This window comes from Bradyrhizobium sp. 172 (genome assembly GCF_023101065.1).
Classification (GTDB): domain Bacteria; phylum Pseudomonadota; class Alphaproteobacteria; order Rhizobiales; family Xanthobacteraceae; genus Bradyrhizobium; species Bradyrhizobium canariense_D.
Window position 1 is genome coordinate 5,330,576 of sequence record NZ_CP064701.1, and the last position, 18,812, is coordinate 5,349,387.

Genomic DNA, 18,812 nt, shown 5'->3' on the forward strand with positions numbered 1-18,812 from the left:
CCCCAAGTGAAGTCCGTTTCGCGATCTTCCCCTACTCGGTGCCAACACGGCGCAACAGGCCGCGGGCATCAATGCGCACAGCGATGCGACCGGCGCGGACGCCGTGCCGAGAAATCGAGCCAGTCTGCTGGATGCAATCGAGGAAAGTATGATGACATGGTGCGCCCTTGGTGATCAGGACGCGATGCTTGGGCATGTCGCCTCACGGGGAGATCGCACATCCCCGAACCCCAAGTAAAAACCCGAGGGCGGCGGCTGTCAACGGGCGTAGGCTTCGGGCGGCCCACCGAAGTCGCCGACGAACGTCACAAAGAATTCACCGCTCCGCGGAACCGCGCCAGCCATGTCTTGAAACTCGCGGACGGCCCCGCTAGTGTCCTTTGCGTGGGGACAAAGCAGACTCCCCGTGAGGCCTCGGTCCAAGCTCTGCGCAGCACGCCATTCGTGGAGCTTGCGCATGGACATCGAACGACACCCTTCTCATCGACACACCGTCGCCATCCTCTCACGCGGAGACGCTGCCGCGCGGCGGGATGCGACGGCGCAAAAAAGCCGCTTCGTACACGTCTTCGAAGCACTCGCCGCCGTCGGCATTGAAGCCCAGCCGGCGATCTATGATGAAAGCTTCGCCGAGGACGTTCGTGAACAATTGCTCGCGATTGACGGCGTGCTGGTCTGGGTCAACCCCATTCAAGACCGTCGAGATCGCGCTGGTCTCGACGCATTGCTGCGAGACGTCGCGGCTCAGGGCGTGTGGGTCAGCGCTCATCCCGATGTCATCCTCAAGATGGGCACCAAGGAGGTACTCTATCGTACCCGCTCGATGGGCTGGGGATGCGACACGGCGTTATATCAAAGCGCCGAGGCCATGCGCGCCGAGTTGCCGACACGGCTCGCCGCTGGTCCGCGCGTGATCAAGCGCAACCGGGGCAATGGCGGCCAAGGCGTCTGGAAGGTCGAGAGTCTGCCGACCTCCTCCATGATAAAGGTGCTGGACGCGACGAAAGACGCGCCCGAGGAACTGACGCTGGATGATTTTCTCCGTCGTTGCGCGGAGTATTTCGAGAACGGCAGCGTGATCGACCAACCATTCCAGCCTCGCTTAAGCGAAGGCGTGGTGCGTTGCTACATGGCGGGCGATCGCTGTGCCGGCTTCGGCTATCACAAGGTCAAAGCCCTGGTCGACTCGCCGGCCGCCCGTTCCGAGGCCGGACCGCGCCTCTACACCTCGAACGCAGAGCCGCGTTTCCAGCGGCTGCGTCGGTTGATGGAAGACGAGTGGACGCCCCAGCTGACGTCGTTGCTGGATATTGCGCGACTTGACCTGCCTGCGATTTGGGACGCCGACTTCATGCTTGGTCCGGTCCTTCCCGACGGGACCGACAGCTATGTCCTCGGCGAGATCAATGTCAGCTCGGTGCATCCTTATCCGGACGAGGCGCCGGCGGAGATCGCGAGGCGAGTTGCCGATCGGCTCCGGCGAAGCTTTGACACATGCTGACGGTCCGCGCGCTCAAGCGCTTGCACCTCTCCGTTTCATTCGACTTGCAGGACGGCGAATGCGTCGCCCTGCAAGGGCCTTCTGGCGCCGGGAAGACCCAGCTCCTTCGCTCGATCGCGGACCTCGATCCCAACGAAGGAATGGTCGAACTGGACGGAACGCTCAGGGAGGCCATGCCCGCTCCGGCTTGGCGCAAGCGGGTGACCTACCTCGCTGCCGAGCCGGGCTGGTGGTCAGACATCGTGCAAGATCACTTCAGCTGCTGGGATGATGCCTTACCGCTGGTCATGAGACTGGGGTTGCCGTGCAGTTGCGGTCCCTGGCCGGTCCAAAGACTGTCGACCGGCGAGCGACAACGGCTGGGGCTAGTGCGGGCGCTGATGCTGCGGTCGCGGGTTCTTCTCCTGGACGAGCCGACATCGGCCCTCGATTCGGCATCGACGGCGGCAGTGGAATCTTTGATCGCGGAACGCATTTCGAACGGAACGAGTGTCGTCTGGAGCACTCACGACAACGCCCAGGCCTGCCGCGTCGGGTCGAGGGTCATTGTGATGAATGCCGACGGCGGGATCGAGGACAATCGGCCGTGAATTACATTCACTTGGCATACGGCGATTTGGTTCTGCCCGCGCTCCTTGTCGTCATGGACGGCGCTCTCTCGCTCGCTCTCCGCCTCAAGCTTGAAAAGCAGCTGGCCATCGCCACCGTGCGGATGGTGCTTCAGCTGGTGCTCGTTGGATACGTATTGACGTTCCTGTTTGCCGCGGTCTCGCCGCTCTGGACCGCCCTCGCCGCCGTCATCATGGTTCTCTTCGCGTCACGGGAAATCGTCGCTCGGCAAAAGCGACGCCTGCCGGGTATCTGGAGCTATGGCTTAGGAGCGGGATGCATGCTGCTGGCGGCCGGTACCGTCACGATGTTCGCGCTCCTGACGGAGCTACGTCCGGATCCGTGGTATCATCCGCGCTATGCGCTGCCATTGTTGGGCATGATCCTGGGCAACACCATGACGGGAATAAGCCTGGGCCTGGACGTGCTGACGAATACACTGGTGCGCGAACGAGCCGCCGTCGAAGCTTGCCTTGCTCTTGGCGGTACCCGGTATCAGGCGTTGCTGCCGGTCCTGCGGGACGCATTGAGAAGCGGCTTCACGCCAATCATGAACAGCATGGCTGCGATCGGCCTTGTCTCTTTGCCGGGGATGATGACCGGTCAAATCCTTGCAGGCGTCGAACCGATCGACGCCGTCAAGTATCAACTCTTGATCATGTTCTTGATCGCCGGCGGGACGGGATTGGGGACGCTCGCCGCCGTGACGGGAGGCGCTCGCCTTCTGACCGATCATCGGCATCGATTGCGCCTCGATCGATTTTCCACCGCCGAGTAGAATTGCGCGACCTCATATCGACTTCGCCCCACCAAGCTGCACCTTCCGCGCCCACAGCAGCGCCAGCGGCCCCAGTGCAATCCCGACCGCGAGGACGCTGAACGCCAAGAGCCAGCCGGTCGCGCTCTGCGGGCCGCCGGCTGCATCGAGGGCGGCGCCGGTGCCCCAGGCGCCGACCGCCGACAGGCCGAAGCCGACCGTCGAATGCAGAGCCAGGGTCGCGCCGCGATGTTCGGACACAGCCGCGGCCGACATGCCGGCGGTCAATGCGCCCGAATCCGCCGGCACGGTCAGGCCATAGACGAGCAGCAGCAGTGCCAGCACCCATGCCGGCGCTGTCGCGTTGAGGCCGATGACCAGCGCGACGCAAGCCGACGCGATCATCACGACCGTGATCGCGCGATGGCGCCCGAATTTCAGCGCGGCCTCGTTGCCGAGGATGCTGGCCGGCATCGAGATCACCGCAAAGCAGAAGCTCAGCACGACGGGGCTCAACCACGACGGGGCGCCTTGATGGGCGACGACGAAGGTCCAAAACCCGACCAGCCAGGTGCGGATGCCGTAGAGCTCGAAGCAATGGGCGCCGTAGCCGAAGATGTATCCGAGCGCCTCGCGATTGGCGAAGACGGGCGCGAAGTTGAGCAGACGCCCCGCCTTCGGCGCGGGCCGCTGCTCCTGCATCAGAAGGCACGCGACGACCATCGCGATCGGACCGAAGCCGGTGACAAGAAAGGCGGTCCGCCATCCCCAACGGTCGGCGATCAGCTGCGCGACCAGGAACGAGAGACCGACGCCGACCGAGAAGCTCGACGTGTATAGCGTGACGGCGCGTGAACTATCGCCGGCGGGAAGCCGATCCGTCAGCGCCTTCAGGCCCGGCATGTAGGCGCCGGCAAATCCAAGCCCTGCCAGGGACCAGATCGCGGTCGCGGACCAAAACCCTTGCGCGAAGATTCCGAACGCTGCGGTCGCCAGCCCGCTGACGATCGAACCCCAGAGCAGGACGAGCCGTGCGTCGATCCGGTCGGTCAATGTCGTCAGCACGGGCACGGCGAGCATGTAGCCGAACGCGTAACCGCTCGCCATCAAGCCGCCTTCGGCCGCCGAGAGGCCCCACGTCGGCATCAGATGCTGCGCCAGATTGGCGGATAGCGTCACGTGCGGCAGCAGATTGCCGACCTGGCCGATGCACATCACCGCGATCAGAGACCGGCCGCTCAAGTTACGAATGCTGTCCTCCCGCCCCCACGCCGAAACGGCGCACGAACCACAATGGATAACTCTCCGGCATCAGCTGCAAGAACCGACTTCATAAACAACCGCACCCCGAAGCGCCGGCCTTCTTTGCTGCTTCGTCGGCGGCGCAACAGGCCGTTGATTCCTGCTTCGCCGGCCCACCGCAACATCCTGATACGGCGCCGGCGGCTTCGACGCCGCCGCGCGTGCAGACGCCGGTCTCCGGTAGCACGAGCTCCACCCTTGCGGCGGCTTTCTTGTCGCCGGCGAGATCGGCCGCAATCGAGCGCACCTGCTCATATCCTGTCATCATGAGAAAGGTTGGCGCGCGACCATACGACTTCATGCCCGCCATGTAGAAGCCCGGCTCTTCGTGCGCGAGCTCGCGGGCGCCGTGCGGGCGCACGGTGCCGCAGCTGTGCTCGTTAGGATCGATCAGCGGCGCCAGGGCGACCGGCGCCTCGATAGCGGGATCGAGCCGCAGGCGCAATTCGGACAGGAACGAAAAATCGGGACGAAAGCCCGTCGAGACGATCAGCTCGTCCACGATCACGCTCCGTCCGCTGCAACCCGAGCCGGCCGCGATCTCGAGGCGGCCCTCGGTCTCAGCCAGATGCGTGACGCCGAATTCGGTTTCCACCCTGATCTTGCCGGAGGCAACGAGCGCAGCGAACGCACTGCCGAGCTCTCCGCGTGCAGCGAGCTTGTCATTCCGGCCGCCACCAAACGCCTTGGCGGGATCGGCGGCGCGCAACAGCCAGATAGCTTGCGTCCCCGGCGCCTCGCCCGCGAGATGCACGAGATCGATCAGTGTGCCCACCGCGGAGTGGCCAGCGCCGAGCACCGCAACGGTCCTCCCGGCATATCTGGCGCGACCGGCCCCCCGGACATCGGGCATGCCGTAGGCGATGTGGCCAGCGCATTCACGCTCGCCGATCGCGGGCAGACCATTACCTCCGGCAGGATTGGGCGAGAACCATGTACCTGATGTGTCGATCACCGCATCGGCGCGCAGCACTTCGGGGCCCTTGCCGTTCTGGTAGCGGATTTCGAAAGGGGCCAGCTCACGCCCCTTCGTCTTCGCCTTGTCGAAGCCGACGCGGCTGATAGCGGAGACACGGCTGGATGTCCGGATCACCTCGCGCAATGGCGTTCGCGTCGCAAGCGGCGTCAGATATCGATCGATCAGCTCGCCGCCGGTCGGATAGGCGCTCGGGTCCGGCGAATTCCATCCCGTCGGCGCGAGCAGGCGCGCGGCGGCCTTGTCGACATTGTACTCCCACGGCGAGAAGAGCTGGACCTGCTGCCACTGGCGCACCGCGTGCCCCGCTTCGGATCCTGCCTCCAGAACGATGGGTGACATGCCACGCTCCAGGACGTGCGCAGCTGCTGCGAGTCCGACAGGCCCTGCCCCGATGATGGCGACCGTCTTAGCGTTCATTCGGCTTCTCCCATACTTCTAAATTCATCGAACAATATCAGCCAAAAAAATCACGCCGCCGTTTGCGTCGTCTTGCATCCGACTTCGTCTGCGCAGCACTCCGCCGCCAGGAAATCGACCAGACCCCGCATCGCGTCGAAGTTTGCGTGGCAAATCAGAGTCGTCGATTCCCGGACCTGGCTGACGAGCCCGACCGAGACCAGGGTCTTGATGTGATGCGACAGGGTCGACGCCGGTACCTTCAGCTTGTCCTGCAAGCGACCGACGGGCATGCCGGAGTGCCCGGCCCGGACCAGGGCCCGGTAGATCTGGAGTCGCGTCCGGTTACCCAAAGCTTCGAGGCGTGCTGCTGCGTCGTCGATCTTCATGGCCGCCACGATGCGCCTGCCGATGTCAACTGTCAAACCATATTTCTAGAATATTCGAAATAACTATTCGGTCGCCCACCATGGAATTCCGGATTGACGCGTTCCAATTAGTTCCATAAGTCTGGATATATGGAAACAGAAGAAGCCGTCCTGGCGCTCGCCGCGCTGTCCCAGCCGACCCGACTGGAGGCGTTCCGAACGCTTGTCCGGCACGAGCCCGATGGCCTTGCGGCGGGCGATCTCGCCCGCCTGCTGGAAGTCCCATCGAACACGCTATCTGCCCATCTGTCGATCCTGACGCGCGCGCGCCTCGTCACCTCCGAGCGGCACAGCCGTTCGATCGTCTACCGCGCCAACCTCACCGAATTCCGCGACGTTGCGGTCTTCCTGCTGCGGGATTGCTGCGGCGGGCGGCCGGAAGTTTGCGAGCCGGTCGTCGAAACCCTGCAAGCCTGCTGCAAGCCGAGACGAAGGGAGCGGAGCCGTGCCTGATCAATTCGATCTTCCGCGCCGCCTCGCGGCCGAGGCGCTCGGCACGGGCATTCTCGTCGCCACCGTGGTCGGCTCCGGCATCATGGCGGAGACGCTGACCAAGGATGTCGCGCTTGCGCTTCTCTGCAACACGTTGCCGACCGGCGCCATTCTGGTCGTCCTGATCACCGTGCTCGGACCGATCTCCGGCGCGCACTTCAATCCGGCCGTCACGCTGGTCTTCACCGGCAAGCGCGAGCTACCGGTGAACGACGCCGCACTTTACGTCGTCGCGCAGATTGCCGGCGGCATCGCGGGAACGATGGCGGCGCATCTGATGTTCGGGCTGCCGCTGCTCGATTTCTCGGCGAAGGTGCGAACCGGGGGACCGCAATGGTTCGCCGAAGCCGTCGCCGCCTTCGGTCTGGTCGCGACGATCGTCGCGGGCATCCGTTTCCAGCGGGCGGCCGTCCCCTGGCTGGTCGGCCTGTACATCACGGCGGCCTATTGGTTCACGGCCTCGACCTCGTTCGCCAATCCGGCCGTGGCTATCGCGAGGTCATTGACCAACACGTTCGCGGGCATACGTCCCACCGACCTGCCCGGATTCATTCTCGCGGAGCTCTGCGGAGCCTTTGCCGCCATGCTGTTGATGAACTGGCTGCTCGGACCGCCCCAGGCGCGAGGCCCCATCCCAATCGCGGAGACTACCTTATGAGCGTCACGATCTATCACAACCCCGCCTGCGGCACCTCGCGCAACACGCTGGCGATGATCCGGCAAAGCGGCGTCGAGCCCGACGTGATCGAATATCTGAAGACGCCGCCGTCGCGCGAAAAGCTCGTCGAGCTCGTCAAGGCCCTCGGCATCTCCGTTCGCGCGCTGCTGCGGGAAAAAGGCACGCCCTACAAGGAGCTCGGCCTCCACGACCCCAAATGGTCGGACGACGAGCTGATCGACCAGATGCTCGCGCACCCCATCCTGATCAACCGTCCAATCGTGGTGACGCCCAAGGGCACACGCTTGTGCCGGCCCTCGGAAGCCGTCATCGATCTCCTGGACAATCCCGTCGGCCGGTTCGTGAAGGAGGATGGCGAGGTGGTCGAGGCGCGATGATTGCCGACATGGCCTCACTCGCGTTTGCCTCGACTTAAAATTTCAGGGTCGTGCGCAATCCGAAAACCGAGGCATTGCGCAATGCCCGTCCCGGCAGCGGACTAGCCGGAGCCGTCGCGCCGCCACCGGGATGGACGATGTATTGAAAGTTCGGCTGAACGGTCCAGCCATCCTTGATCTGGTATTGATAGACGGCCGTGAGCAGCCCCTCGAAGCTTCGCACCGGCCAGCGCGGATCGACGAACCTGGCATAATCGGCGTCGAGCGTCTGGGCCCGTTTTGAGACATGCGCATACCCGGCGGCAATGCCGAACTTGTCGTCGGGGCGTGCATTGCTGAGCCCGATGAGCTCGACGCCGCCATCTGCATAGACATCGACCAGATTGCGGTCAGCCGGCGCGCCGGACACGCGTGCGAAAATGCCGATGCCGCGATCGTCGCTGTTCGGCACCCGATAAATCTGCTGCTCGAAGACCGCCCAGGCTCCAATATCGCCCGACAAGAGCCGCGGTTCCCCGCTGCTCGTTGGCGCGGCCAGCGAGACGCCGTTGGATGCGAAGCGCTGATCCCCGAACGATCCGAAATGACGCCAGCCACCGACCTTGAACTGGCCGGTCAAGTTCGGGTCACCCTTCCTGTTATTCCAGGCATATTGAACCTGGCCGAGCAGAAGCGGCGGATCGTTGACCCGGAAATTGACGCCATACCGGTTACGCTCCTGCGGATCGCCGGAACCGGGCCCGGCCTGGTCGCCGTCGAAAATCGCGCCAAGGACGGACAACTGGTCCGTCACGTTCCACAGGAGGCGCGCGCCCACGGCCGCCAAGGGCGGCGACGGCCCGCCGCTTGGCAAAGCAAGCGACGTGATCGCCGGCCAACCCATCGAGGCGTTGGTGAACACATCCGTGTACTTGGTATTGAAGAACTCGCTGTCGGCCGCCAGCTGCCCGAGCTTGAGCGATAGTTTCTTGTCGCCCCACTGCTTCTCGAAATAGGCCTCGTAGAGTCGCGTCGAGGGCAACGCTTCGATCCCGCTGACGACGAAGAAATTCTGCAGATTCGAGCGCGAGAGGCCTTCGCCGTGGATCTGAAACATGTTGGCGTGAAAGGTCAGCTTGTCGATGCCGACGAGTTTTTCGAAATCCAGATCGACGGCGAGATTGAGCCTGCCTTCGTAGACCGCACCTTTCTTCAGACCGCCGGTCGGATTTCCGAGCACCTCGCCGATATAGGTGGCCGCAAACTTCACCCCGTACTTTTGCCAGGGGTTCGGCAGCAGCCCGAGCGTTTTCTCCTCGATGGTGCTCTCGCCTGTATCGGGATCGGCAGGCTTGTCGTCGTCGGTTTTCTTGTCTTCCTGAGCCGCGGACTGGGCAGCCGCGACCAGGCAAGCCGCAACGATCAACGCCCGCATCGAATACCTGATTGCTCTGGCGGCCACGCTCACCTCCCGAGCGATCAATGACGCACGCCGCTGCCCGACATTCAAGCGGGCCGTCGAACAATGTGCGCCGGCGCGGAAATCCGATTCGCGCGCTGTTAACTACCGCATGCGCGAGGCGGTACTATGTTCACTTTTGCACTTCGACCATCAGATCTTCGGGATCTTCGCCCGCTCCACCACGCCGATCCATTTGCTGATCTCGGTCTCGATCAGCGTCTTCATCTCCTCCGGCGAGCTGCCGCGAACCTCGCCGCCGACGGCGGTCTCCAGGCGCTGCTTGAGGTCGGGATCCCTGAGTGCATCCAGCGTCGCCGCATTGAGTGCGGCGATGATGCCGGGCGGCGTTCCCTTCGGGGCCAGCAGGCCGGCCCAGGTGCGCACGTCATATCCCTTGATCCCGGCTTCCTGAACGGTCGGCACGTCGGGCAACAATGCGGTGCGCGTCGGCGAGGTCACCGCCAGGCCGCGGATCGCACCGGCCTGGATCTGCGGGGCGAGCAGGACCGGCGTGCCGACGATCACCGGAACCTCTCCGCCGAGCAGCGCGGTGACGGATTGGGAATCGCCGCGATAGGGCACGTGCACGATCTCGACGCCGGCGGCTGCGTTCAACAGCTCTCCTGCAAGATGGTGCGTGCTGCCGAAACCGACCGATCCAAAGCTGAGCGCACCGGGCTTCTGCTTTGCCATGGCGACGAGCTCACCCAGCGATTTTGCCGGATAGTCGCTACGCACGGCAATGACGAGCGCGTAATAGACCAGCGTCGAGATCATCTCGAAGCTCTCGGCCGGCTGGTAGGCGAGGCTCTTGTAGGTCGCCGCGGAAATGGCGTGAGCGCCGGTGACGAGCCCGATCGTGTAGCCGTCGGGCGCCGCCTTCGCGATGGCATCCGCGGCGATGTTGCCGCCGGCGCCCGGCTTGGCCTCGACAATGATCGGCTGCCCGAGCTTTTTCGAGAGCCCGTCGGCGATGATGCGCGACAGCGTGTCGGCCGCGCCGCCGGCGGCAAATCCATGCAACAGCCGGATCGGGCGCGACGGATAATTCTCCGCCGACGCCGAAGTGGTTGCGAAAAAACCGCCAAACAGAAAAATCGCCGCAGCAAGCCGCTTCATCCGTTGCATGGATGCGTCCTCCCTTTTGGTTGTTCTATCGTTGGCCGCGACGAGGCGGCGTTTCTTCAACTCGCGTTTGATCCGCTAGCGGGCGAACTCCGTGCATTCAGGCGATGGCGGCATGCCCCAGACGTCGCGCGGCAGGCCGACCCAGACTTTTGGCCGCTGCGGTCGATCGCGATGCCAGGGACGCGGCTCGAAATAGCCGAGCGCCTCGTCGGTCATGCGGTCGAGATCGAAGAACAGCTCGACCACATGCCCGTCGGGATTGCGGTGGTAGATCGCGGTGTTGTGCCCGGGGCCATGACGCACCGGCCCCCAGAGAACCGGCAGCTTGTGCCGCGCGAGATGATCGCAGGCCTCGTGCATGTGGGCGGCACCACGCAGCTCGAACGCGACATGATGCAGGCCACGGACGGGCGCGCGGGCGAAGTTCAGCGTGTGATGTTCGAAGCCGCTGCGCATGAACACGAAGCGATCCTCGATCCAGTCGGAGACGCGCAGGCCCATCATGTTCGCGTAGAACTCCGAAGCCGCGCGCGGATCGGGCGTAGCAAGCGCGACATGGCCGATCTTGCTGACGGCAAGCGCTCCGATCCGCTCCTGCGCGGGCGTCGGCGTCCAGCCCTGGATCAACTCGAAGCGCGTTCCTTCGGGATCGCTGAACGACAGCAGCCTGGAAACGCCAGGCAGGGGATCGCTCTGAAGTTCGGGCCGCAGATCGGCCTGCTTCAGCGCCGCGCCGAGCGTCTCGATCTGGACATCGGGAGCTATCTCGAAGGCGATGCTCGTCAGCGCCGCGTGGCCGGGTTCGATCACCAGCGAAAGCTGCTCGGCATCGTTGGCGAGGAAGATGCGGTTGCCGTCGCGGCCGACGAGGCCAAGACCGATCGCGGCGCGGTAATAGTCGAGCAACCGCTCGGGATCTGGCGAGGCAAAGCTCGCGTGCCGGAGCCGGGTGAAGCGTGCAATGGGTGCTTGTGTCGTCATTGTGCGATCCACCCCCTCATGGCGTCATGATGATCTTGCCGAGCGCGGAGCCCTGCTCGAGCAGCGTGTGGGCCTGCCTGACCTCGTCGAGCTTCAGGACCGCCGAGATCGCCGGCTTGATCGCATTGCGGCTCAGCGCGTCAATCACATTGCGCATGAGCGCGCGACGCCCGTCGCGATCGTGGTCGTAGATATGAAAGGAGAAGCAGCGTATCGCCGGGCAGATGTCGAGATGGTCGCGCATCGCCGCCATCAGGTTTTCTTCCGGCAACCCGGCGAAGGCGTTGTACGACAGCAGCGTCCCCCATTTGCCGAGCGCGCCGAGATAGCCGGTGAACTCAGGCCCACAGACGTGATCGAGCACGAGGCCGACGCCCTCGCCCTTGGTCAGCTCGCGGGCCCGCGCCACCACGTCTTCGCGGCGGTAGAAGATGATCTCATCGGCGCCGTTGCCCCGCGCGAATGCGGCCTTCTCCTCGGTGGAGACCGTGCCGATGACATTCATCTGTGCGAGCTTGGCAAGCTGTACCAGCGCGGTGCCGACACCACCCGCCGCCCCGATCACCAGCACGCTCGCCGGTGCGCGCGGATGGCGGCACTCGTGCAGCAGCGCGTAAGCGACCTGGTAGTTCGACAGGCACACGGCCGCCTGCAGATCGACATTGTCGGGCAGCACATGAATGGCGTCCGCAGGCGCGACCACATAGTCGGCGTAGCAGCCGCCGCGCTGCGACAGGTCGCGTGCGCTCAGCAGCACCTTCTGGCCGATCGCAAGCCCCTCGACGCCGGACCCGAGCGCGGCGATGCGGCCGGCGACGTCGTTGCCCGGATTGGCCGGCAGTGGCGGCATCCATTTGTAGACGCCACGCCGGATCAGCACATCGGGCTGCCCAACGCCGAACGCTTCGGCGCGAATCTGCACCTGGCCTGGTCCGGGCACAGGCACCGGAAGCTCAACCAACTCGAGTGCATCCGGCCCACCCGGCTGACGCACCAGCACCGCTCTCATGATGTCACACGCCTCCCCAGCTATATTTTCGAAAATCATACCGTTTACGAAAATTATTGCAAGATGGTCGTTGGCGCGGCATGTTGAGCCATCGATTCAAATGACAGAAATCATGTCCGAAAGCGCCATTCGCTCCCGCAAGGAATTCGGCAAGACCGTTGCCGCCGACATCACCCATCGGCTGCGCGAGGAGATCATTGCCTGCGGCCTGGCGCCGGGCGAGCCGCTGCGATTCGACGTCCTGCGCGAACGATTCGGCGTAAGTTTCACGACGCTGCGCGAGGCGCTGACGGCGCTTACCGCCGAAGGCCTGGTCGACGCGCAGGAGCAGCGCGGATTTCGGGTGGCGCCGGTCAGCCGCCAGGACCTGGTGGAAGTCACCGATGCCCGGGTGCTGATCGAGGTGGAATTGATCCGCCGCGCGATCGAGCGGGGCGACGACGACTGGGAAATCGCCGTCATCTCGACCCTGCACAGATTGAAGCGAATCGAGCAGCGCGATCCGGAACATCCCCTGCGCGATCCCGAATGGAAGATCGCCCACCGCCAATTCCACCAGGCGCTGGTGTCCGCCTGCGGCTCCGCGACACTCCTCGCCATTCGCGCCGATCTGTTCGATCGCGCCGAGCGCTATCGGCACCTTTCGGCCAATTTCCGCCCCCGCCCGCGCGACAAGGCCGGCGAGCACCAGGCGATCATGCAAGCCGCCATCTCGCGCAATCCGGATCTCGCGGTGCAGCTGATCGAGGCGCATATCCGCACGACCGCCGACAACGTGGCGACCTACGCCGCGCATCTGCTCGATACCGAATAGGCGGCAACGGCTTTTTATCGCCGCGGGCTTGCGCCTCGCCTGATTTTCGAAAATAATAGGCAAGATCGAAAATGCCAACCTTTGAGGCGTACCATGAAGCTGCTGTCGTTCTTGGATGGGAATCGGGAGAGCTGGGGCGCCGTTGCCGAGAATGGCGTGGTGGATCTCGGTCGCGCCCTGCCCCAGTATCCTGTTCTCGCGGACTTCCTCGGCAGCGACGACTATGCGCGGCGCGAGGCCATCGTCGCCGGGCACAAGCCCACAATGGCGCTCAGTGACGTCAAATATCTGCCGGTGATCCCGCGTCCGGAGAAGATCGTCTGCGCCGTGCGCAATTATCTCGACCACCACAATGAAGCCGTGGCGTTCGGGATGAAGCGCGAGATCACGGAATTTCCGCCGATCTTCCTCCGGGTCTGGCGCTCCCAGGTCGCGCACAACGCGCCGGTGATCCGGCCGAAAGTCTCGGACAATTTCGACTGGGAGGGCGAGCTTGCCGTGGTCATCGGCAAGAGCGGCCGTCACATCAGCCAGGCCGACGCCTGGGATCACGTGGCAGGCTATTCGATCTACAACGACGTCAGCGTGCGCGACTGGCAGCGTCACGCCCAGCAGATCGCCTCCGGCAAGAACTTCGTCGGCACCGGCCCGTTCGGACCATGGCTGGTGACGCCGGACGAGATCGGCGATCCCACCAAATTGAAGCTCGAGACGCGCGTCAACGGCGCGGTGGTGCAGTCGTCCGACACCTCGATGCTGATCTTCTCGATTCCGCGGCTGATCGAGTACAGCTCGACCATCTTCGACCTCGTCCCCGGCGACGTCATCGCCACCGGCACGCCGGCCGGCGTCGGCTTCACTCGCAAGCCGCCTGTTTTCCTCACGCCCGGCGATGTGGTCGAGGTCGAGATCGAGAACATCGGCGTGCTGCGCAATCCCGTCGTCGACGAAGCATAGCGCCTGCGCATGTCGTCTCAAGACGTGTCCCATGACATCCGCAAGACCGCGCTTAGCGTCGAGACCACCTGGCACGAGCGCGGTCCCCGGCTGGAGAAGCCTCTGCTGGTCGGGACGGCCATTGCGGTGATCCGCAATCCTTTCGCGGGCCGCTTCGAACCCGACCTGATGCCGTTTCAGGCATCCTTGCGCGAACTCGGGCGCGAGCTCGCAACACGGCTGATCGCGCAGCTCGGCGGCGCCGCGCAGATCGAAGCCTATGGCAAGGGCATCATCGTCGGCGAGGACGGCGAGCTCGAGCACGGCGCGGTCTGGCACGAGGCCGGCGGTCAGGGCATGCGCGAGGTGCTCGGTCAGCCCAAGGCGATCGTTCCGGCGGCGAAGACCATCGGCGGTCCGGGCACGCGGCTCATGGTTCCGCTCGGGCACATCCACGCCGCCTATGTCCGCAGCCATTTCGGCACCGCGGAGATGACGCTGTGGGATTCACCACGGCGCGACGAGATCGCCTTCGGGCTCGTGATGGCGACCGGCGGCCGGCCTCACGCGCGCATCGGAGGCCTCGCGGCATCCGCGATCTCCGCGCACGACGGACAGCGCTGACGGGCGCGATCAATGCGCGTTGCAGCGGCAACGCTCGTAATCGACGGGATCATGGCTGTTGACGATCGTGACGCGTTCGCCGTGGTTCAGCTTCAGCGCGCGCAGTCGCACCTGGTTGGCGATCCGCATGCCGCGGTCCATGTCGGCGCGACGCTGGAAATAGCCCAGCACCAGCGGCATGCGGGGCGATGCGTCGAGCTGGCCGTGATGGAAATAGCTGTCGCCGGCGTGCAGCAGCCATTTGTCGCCTGATCGCACCGCGATACCGCAATGGCCGAGCGTATGGCCGGCGAGCGGGATCATCAGGATGTCCGCCTCTGCGTCGCCGAGGGCGCGCACGCCCTTGAAACCGAACCAGTCTTCGCCGGCTTCGCCATAGAATGTCCAGCTCGGTCCATGGCTCCACTGCCCGGTGACATAGCGCCCTTCCGGCGGCGCCGGCTTGCGCTGCACCGCCATGTCGTATTCGGCGCGATGGACATGGATCGCGGCATGCGGGAAGTCCGGCACGCCGCCAGCGTGATCGCGGTCGAGATGGGTCAGCAGCACATGGCGCACGTCCTTGGGGGAATAGCCGAGTGCCTTCACCTGTTGCACCGCCGTCTCCGCCGGATCGAGCCTTGGCGCGGTCTGCCGCAGCCATCGTCGTCCCAGCCGATCGGGCGTTGCGATATCGCCAAGTCCAATGCCGGTATCGACCAGGGCGAGCCCGTCATTGGTCTCCACTAGCAGGCAATGGCAGACCATGCGGGCGCGCTGGAACAGGCTGCCGGTGCCGTTCACGAGGCGCCGCCCCATCGGGCACATCGTGCCGGTGTTGAGATGGTGAATTTTCATCGCGCGTTCCCTGCCTGTTGTGAGCAGAGCGTTCTTGTCATCGTTAGATCCATAGGTAAAATATCGAATATTGATAATATCTCTAGGCATATCCTATGGACATACGCGAACTCCGCTACTTCGCCGCCGTCTACCGCGAGCGCAACCTGACCGCGGCGGCGCGCGTCTGCTTCGTTTCGCAGCCGTCGATCTCCACCGCGATCACCCATCTGGAGGCCGAGCTCGGCACCACGCTGTTCATCCGGCACAAGAAGGGCGTCGCGCCAACCGCCTCGGCCGAGCAGTTTCACACGCTCGCCCGCCGCATCATCGACGAGACCGACGCGGCGCGCAGCCTGTTCAGGAGACCGAGCACCAAAACCAATGTGACGCTCGGCCTGATGCGCACGCTCGACGTGCCCCGGACGATCGCACTGCTCAAGCCGCTGACGGCGCGCGCCGACATCGCACTCCGCCTCGTCGGCAGCGACGAGCGCGCCGACGCGCGGATCATCTCCAAGAGCGTGCTGCGCGCTGACGAACATTTCGTGGCGCTGTGGAGTGAGCGCTATGTCGCAGCGCTGCCGCCGTCGCATCCGCTGGCCCTGAAGGAGAAGCTTCGCACCGCCGATCTCGCCGGCGTCCCCTTGATCGACCGCTGCCATTGCGAGCAAAGCGAGTTCTTCCGCCGCAACCCGCAGGCCCGACAGACCGCGGCGATCGCGCAATCAGAGGATTGGGCCATGGCGCTGGTCGCAGCCGGCGTTGGCATCGCCATCGTCCCGGAAGGCGTAGCGCGCGGCAATCCGGATGTCGCGGTGCGCGAGATCGAGGTCAAGGTCAAGCGCGAGGTCGGGCTCGCCTATCGCGCATCCGTGCCGCTACCGGATGCGCTGAAGGATCTTGTCAGCAAGCTCCGGAAGCAGCGGCGCAAGCCCGCGGGGCAACGATCGCGCGCCCGCGGAAAATCCTAACCCTTCGAGACGACCGCACGGCCGTAGGGCGGCTGGGCCGCGACCGGCGGGTTGGCGGTCTGGGCGGCGAGTTCGCCGATCAGGCGGTCGGCATCGGCGGCCATGCCGTCGGGCGCCTGGATCACCAGCCGCTCCAGACCCCAGCGATAGGACGACACGCGCTGCTCGAGGCACTGCTGCACCCACTGGATGATCAGCGAATTCTCCTGCATGCGCTCGACCGCGTCCTCCTTCTCCTTCGGCGAGAGGGAGGAGACGCGCGCCATGCTGGCATTGCGCTTCTTGTCGAGGTCGATGACGCGGATCGCGGAGGCGAAGAACGGCTCGAAGCGGGTGATGTCGTTGCGCACGTCTTCCATCAACTGCGTATAGCGCGAAGAATGCGAACGGTGCGGCTCGTCGATCAGCGTGCGACCATACATGGTGCGGTCGAACACGATCGTTTGCCGCCAGGGCGAGGGCAGCGCTTTGTAGTCGCCGAACACGCTCTTCCAGGCGGGCCGCGACAGCGGCGGCTCGATCAGGGGATAGGCGAGGTCGCGAAGCTGGCGCTCCTCGTCGGTGAGCTGGAATTGGGATGGCTTCAGGCCAACGCTGGAGGTGACTTCCGCGCCCAGCCAGCGATGCATGTCGTCGCTGCGCATGTCGGCACGGGTCCGGCCGAAATCGCCGCCACTACAGGCGGCAAGCGTCGCGCCCAGCACTGCGAGCATGAGGGCCGTTACGATGGGCCGGATCTGACGGAGGTTCTCCGGCATTGCAAAGTCCGAAGGCTAACGGCGACGACGACGGCGCCCCGGCGCTGTGCCCTGCTCCGGCCCGTGATCGCCGCTGGTTTCGTCGCTCTCGCGCTCGATGCGGATCACGGGAAGGATCAAAATCGTGCCCATGTCCGCGCGCGGAGCCACGTCCACCGACGCGCCCACCCGGCGACCGGCCGGAAATTCGATGATGGTCCCCATATCAGCTCTCTTCAATTGCCGCGCGACCCGGCGCGCCTCTGCAACATGGGGATCATTAAGATCAGTTCATGGTTAACGGGGTGTAAACGTGCCGGCGGCACCGTAACCGCACGGGCGGGACCCACCGTCCCGTTGCGGCACGAGAACGCTTCAAAGCAGGCGTTCGGCTTCACGCCTCGTTTTCCTTAACGAGCCTTTAAAGGAGCCCGCGATAGGCTCCGGCGAGTATCTCTTCCAGGTCGCGTATCTCTCCATGACCAAGTCGTTGTTTCCAGGATTCGACGGGCTGATGACCCTCTCCCGTCGCGAAGGCGTCGATGTTCGTCCGACGCTGCTGCGCGTGCTGACCGACCTCTATGTCCAGTCGAGCACCCACAGCGACGACGAGCAGCGCCAGTTCGTCGAGCTCGCCACACGACTGATCGACCAGGTCGACGACGCGACGCGCGCGGCCGTCAAGGCGCGGCTTGCGATCTATCCGTCGACGCCCGCCCCGATCATGCAGAAGCTCGGACTGTCGGCCGCGCAGGAGGGCCGCAGGGTTCCGCTCGCGCGCGAAACCCCGGCGCCCGCCTCTGCTCCCCCTCCTGCCCCCTTGCCGGTTCGCACGCCAAGCGACGCCGAGCTGCGCATGGCCTCGAACATGGCAATGCAGCCAACGGACGCGGCCGATATCCACGACATGTTCTTCCGCGCCGGCGCCCCCGAGCGCGCGCTGATCCTGCACAATCTGGCGCAGACCCCGCTGAAGGCGGCGCCGCGGATTCCGATCGTGCGCGCCAAGCGCGCGATCCAGATCCTCGAGATGGCGGCGATCGCGGGCGATGTCGAGAATTTCACCTCCGAGCTCGGCGACAGCCTGATCCTGCCCTCGCGCGTCGCAGCCCAGATCGTCGACGATGCAAGCGGCGAAGCGCTCGCAGTCGCCGCGCGCGCGCTCGACATGCCGAGCCCGGTGTTCCAGCGTATCCTGCTGTTCTTCAAGCCGGAGATCGGCAACTCCGTGACCGACGTGTACCGGCTGTCGCGTCTTTACGATCGCCTCAGCGATCGCGCGGCGCTGGTGATGCTGGCCGCCTGGCGCGGCTCGACGCTCGCCGTCACCCGCGCAAAGTACCAGCCCTCGCTGCATGACAGCGAGCGCCAGCGCGCACGTGTGGGCGCAAGCCAGACGCGCCCGGGCGTGCAGCCCGGCTCCGCGCCCGCGGTGCGGACAGGGACTGACGGATCGGATCGTTAGGCCTTCGCCAGCTCGAGAAAATGCCGCCCGGCGCGGTCTTCGGTCTCGACGATCCAGATATCGGAGTCGAAGCGGATTTCCTTGGTCAGGCGCTCCTCCACCGCGGGCTCCGGCATCGGTTGCGGCGCAAGCGGCACAAAGAAGCGATCGACCGGCCGACCGTCGTCATAAGAGGTCTGCGGCGCCGGCACATAGAGCATCGCATTGCCGTCAAGCAGCGAGACCTTCACGAACACCGCACCCGCCTCCTCCGCGCCGCGACGCCGCACCGCGCCGTACACGCCCTCGGTCTGGCACCGGCGCAGATAGGCTGAGACCCAGATATTTGATTTCAAACGCATGGAGCGCACGATAGGACAGCGCTGCA

At 64.8% G+C, this 18,812-nt stretch carries 22 protein-coding genes; 11 read left to right on the forward strand and 11 right to left on the reverse strand.

The annotated features are described in order from the left end of the window. Positions 1 to 457: 457 nt before the first annotated feature. The 3 genes from IVB07_RS25765 to fetB are packed head-to-tail and all read left to right on the forward strand — an operon-like array spanning position 458 to position 2,888. Positions 458 to 1,501, forward strand: coding sequence for a Cj0069 family protein (locus IVB07_RS25765; protein ID WP_026233598.1), 1,044 nt, complete (start codon positions 458 to 460; stop codon positions 1,499 to 1,501). After that, complete coding sequence (locus IVB07_RS25770) at positions 1,495 to 2,091, forward strand: ABC transporter ATP-binding protein (protein ID WP_018458508.1); 597 nt, start codon at positions 1,495 to 1,497, stop codon at positions 2,089 to 2,091. The genes IVB07_RS25765 and IVB07_RS25770 overlap by 7 nt, the downstream gene beginning before the upstream one ends. Then, positions 2,088 to 2,888, forward strand: coding sequence for an iron export ABC transporter permease subunit FetB (gene fetB, locus IVB07_RS25775; RefSeq protein ID WP_018458507.1), 801 nt, complete (start codon positions 2,088 to 2,090; stop codon positions 2,886 to 2,888). Before IVB07_RS25770 ends, fetB begins: the two co-directional genes overlap by 4 nt. A 12-nt stretch (positions 2,889 to 2,900) precedes the next feature. On the opposite strand, the gene IVB07_RS25780 is transcribed toward fetB, so the two are convergent. The 3 genes from IVB07_RS25780 to IVB07_RS25790 all read right to left on the reverse strand — a co-directional run bounded on the left by IVB07_RS25780 (position 2,901) and on the right by IVB07_RS25790 (position 5,933). Next, positions 2,901 to 4,082 (reverse strand): MFS transporter, encoded by a 1,182-nt coding sequence (locus IVB07_RS25780; protein WP_247364716.1) that lies wholly within the window; start codon positions 4,080 to 4,082, stop codon positions 2,901 to 2,903. 115 nt (positions 4,083 to 4,197) lie between these two features. After that, entirely contained in the window at positions 4,198 to 5,565 is a 1,368-nt protein-coding gene (locus IVB07_RS25785) for an NAD(P)-binding domain-containing protein (RefSeq protein WP_018458505.1), read from the reverse strand. 50 nt (positions 5,566 to 5,615) lie between these two features. Continuing rightward, a complete protein-coding gene (locus IVB07_RS25790) occupies positions 5,616 to 5,933 on the reverse strand; it encodes a helix-turn-helix domain-containing protein (RefSeq protein WP_018458504.1) in 318 nt (105 codons plus the stop codon). A gap of 129 nt (positions 5,934 to 6,062) precedes the next feature. Here IVB07_RS25790 and IVB07_RS25795 point away from each other — a divergent pair, with 129 nt between their 5' ends. The 3 genes from IVB07_RS25795 to arsC are packed head-to-tail and all read left to right on the forward strand — an operon-like array spanning position 6,063 to position 7,520. Further along, the gene (locus IVB07_RS25795) at positions 6,063 to 6,425 is read left to right on the forward strand and encodes a metalloregulator ArsR/SmtB family transcription factor (protein ID WP_018458503.1); all 363 of its coding nucleotides are present in this window, start codon (positions 6,063 to 6,065) and stop codon (positions 6,423 to 6,425) included. Then, positions 6,418 to 7,122 (forward strand): MIP/aquaporin family protein, encoded by a 705-nt coding sequence (locus tag IVB07_RS25800; RefSeq protein ID WP_018458502.1) that lies wholly within the window; start codon positions 6,418 to 6,420, stop codon positions 7,120 to 7,122. Before IVB07_RS25795 ends, IVB07_RS25800 begins: the two co-directional genes overlap by 8 nt. Next, a complete protein-coding gene (gene arsC, locus IVB07_RS25805; RefSeq protein ID WP_018458501.1) occupies positions 7,119 to 7,520 on the forward strand; it encodes an arsenate reductase (glutaredoxin) in 402 nt (133 codons plus the stop codon). Before IVB07_RS25800 ends, arsC begins: the two co-directional genes overlap by 4 nt. Positions 7,521 to 7,554: 34 nt before the next feature. On the opposite strand, the gene IVB07_RS25810 is transcribed toward arsC, so the two are convergent. The 4 genes from IVB07_RS25810 to IVB07_RS25825 all read right to left on the reverse strand — a co-directional run bounded on the left by IVB07_RS25810 (position 7,555) and on the right by IVB07_RS25825 (position 12,079). After that, positions 7,555 to 8,934, reverse strand: a complete 1,380-nt coding sequence (locus IVB07_RS25810) for a carbohydrate porin (RefSeq protein WP_247375655.1) — start codon at positions 8,932 to 8,934, stop codon at positions 7,555 to 7,557. 177 nt (positions 8,935 to 9,111) lie between these two features. Further along, positions 9,112 to 10,089, reverse strand: coding sequence for a tripartite tricarboxylate transporter substrate binding protein (locus tag IVB07_RS25815; RefSeq protein WP_026233596.1), 978 nt, complete (start codon positions 10,087 to 10,089; stop codon positions 9,112 to 9,114). Between the two features lie 75 nt (positions 10,090 to 10,164). Then, positions 10,165 to 11,070 (reverse strand): VOC family protein, encoded by a 906-nt coding sequence (locus IVB07_RS25820; protein WP_018458498.1) that lies wholly within the window; start codon positions 11,068 to 11,070, stop codon positions 10,165 to 10,167. A 16-nt stretch (positions 11,071 to 11,086) separates the two neighbouring features. Continuing rightward, the gene (locus IVB07_RS25825) at positions 11,087 to 12,079 is read right to left on the reverse strand and encodes a zinc-dependent alcohol dehydrogenase family protein (protein ID WP_247300175.1); all 993 of its coding nucleotides are present in this window, start codon (positions 12,077 to 12,079) and stop codon (positions 11,087 to 11,089) included. Positions 12,080 to 12,191: 112 nt separating this feature from the next. Between IVB07_RS25825 and IVB07_RS25830 the strand changes: the two genes are divergently transcribed. The 3 genes from IVB07_RS25830 to IVB07_RS25840 all read left to right on the forward strand — a co-directional run bounded on the left by IVB07_RS25830 (position 12,192) and on the right by IVB07_RS25840 (position 14,453). Beyond that, on the forward strand, positions 12,192 to 12,893 hold the full coding sequence (locus tag IVB07_RS25830) for an FCD domain-containing protein (RefSeq protein ID WP_018458496.1): 702 nt from the start codon (positions 12,192 to 12,194) through the stop codon (positions 12,891 to 12,893). A 93-nt stretch (positions 12,894 to 12,986) separates the two neighbouring features. Then, on the forward strand, positions 12,987 to 13,850 hold the full coding sequence (locus IVB07_RS25835) for a fumarylacetoacetate hydrolase family protein (RefSeq protein ID WP_018458495.1): 864 nt from the start codon (positions 12,987 to 12,989) through the stop codon (positions 13,848 to 13,850). Between the two features lie 9 nt (positions 13,851 to 13,859). Then, positions 13,860 to 14,453 (forward strand): amino acid synthesis family protein, encoded by a 594-nt coding sequence (locus tag IVB07_RS25840; protein WP_018458494.1) that lies wholly within the window; start codon positions 13,860 to 13,862, stop codon positions 14,451 to 14,453. 9 nt (positions 14,454 to 14,462) lie between these two features. Here IVB07_RS25840 and IVB07_RS25845 read toward each other — a convergent pair whose 3' ends face one another. Then, positions 14,463 to 15,290 (reverse strand): MBL fold metallo-hydrolase, encoded by an 828-nt coding sequence (locus IVB07_RS25845; RefSeq protein ID WP_026233595.1) that lies wholly within the window; start codon positions 15,288 to 15,290, stop codon positions 14,463 to 14,465. 95 nt (positions 15,291 to 15,385) lie between these two features. Between IVB07_RS25845 and IVB07_RS25850 the strand changes: the two genes are divergently transcribed. Continuing rightward, positions 15,386 to 16,243, forward strand: a complete 858-nt coding sequence (locus tag IVB07_RS25850) for a LysR family transcriptional regulator (protein ID WP_018458492.1) — start codon at positions 15,386 to 15,388, stop codon at positions 16,241 to 16,243. Here the strand turns inward: IVB07_RS25850 and IVB07_RS25855 are convergent. Beyond that, positions 16,240 to 17,001, reverse strand: coding sequence for a hypothetical protein (locus IVB07_RS25855; protein WP_018458491.1), 762 nt, complete (start codon positions 16,999 to 17,001; stop codon positions 16,240 to 16,242). The two genes, IVB07_RS25850 and IVB07_RS25855, sit on opposite strands and share 4 nt — an antisense overlap. A 15-nt stretch (positions 17,002 to 17,016) precedes the next feature. Further along, complete coding sequence (locus IVB07_RS25860; RefSeq protein ID WP_018458490.1) at positions 17,017 to 17,205, reverse strand: hypothetical protein; 189 nt, start codon at positions 17,203 to 17,205, stop codon at positions 17,017 to 17,019. A gap of 253 nt (positions 17,206 to 17,458) precedes the next feature. Here IVB07_RS25860 and IVB07_RS25865 point away from each other — a divergent pair, with 253 nt between their 5' ends. Beyond that, entirely contained in the window at positions 17,459 to 18,445 is a 987-nt protein-coding gene (locus tag IVB07_RS25865; RefSeq protein WP_018458489.1) for a DUF2336 domain-containing protein, read from the forward strand. On the opposite strand, the gene IVB07_RS25870 is transcribed toward IVB07_RS25865, so the two are convergent. Next, on the reverse strand, positions 18,442 to 18,786 hold the full coding sequence (locus tag IVB07_RS25870) for a DUF1491 family protein (protein ID WP_018458488.1): 345 nt from the start codon (positions 18,784 to 18,786) through the stop codon (positions 18,442 to 18,444). The genes IVB07_RS25865 and IVB07_RS25870 overlap by 4 nt on opposite strands. Positions 18,787 to 18,812: the final 26 nt, after the last annotated feature.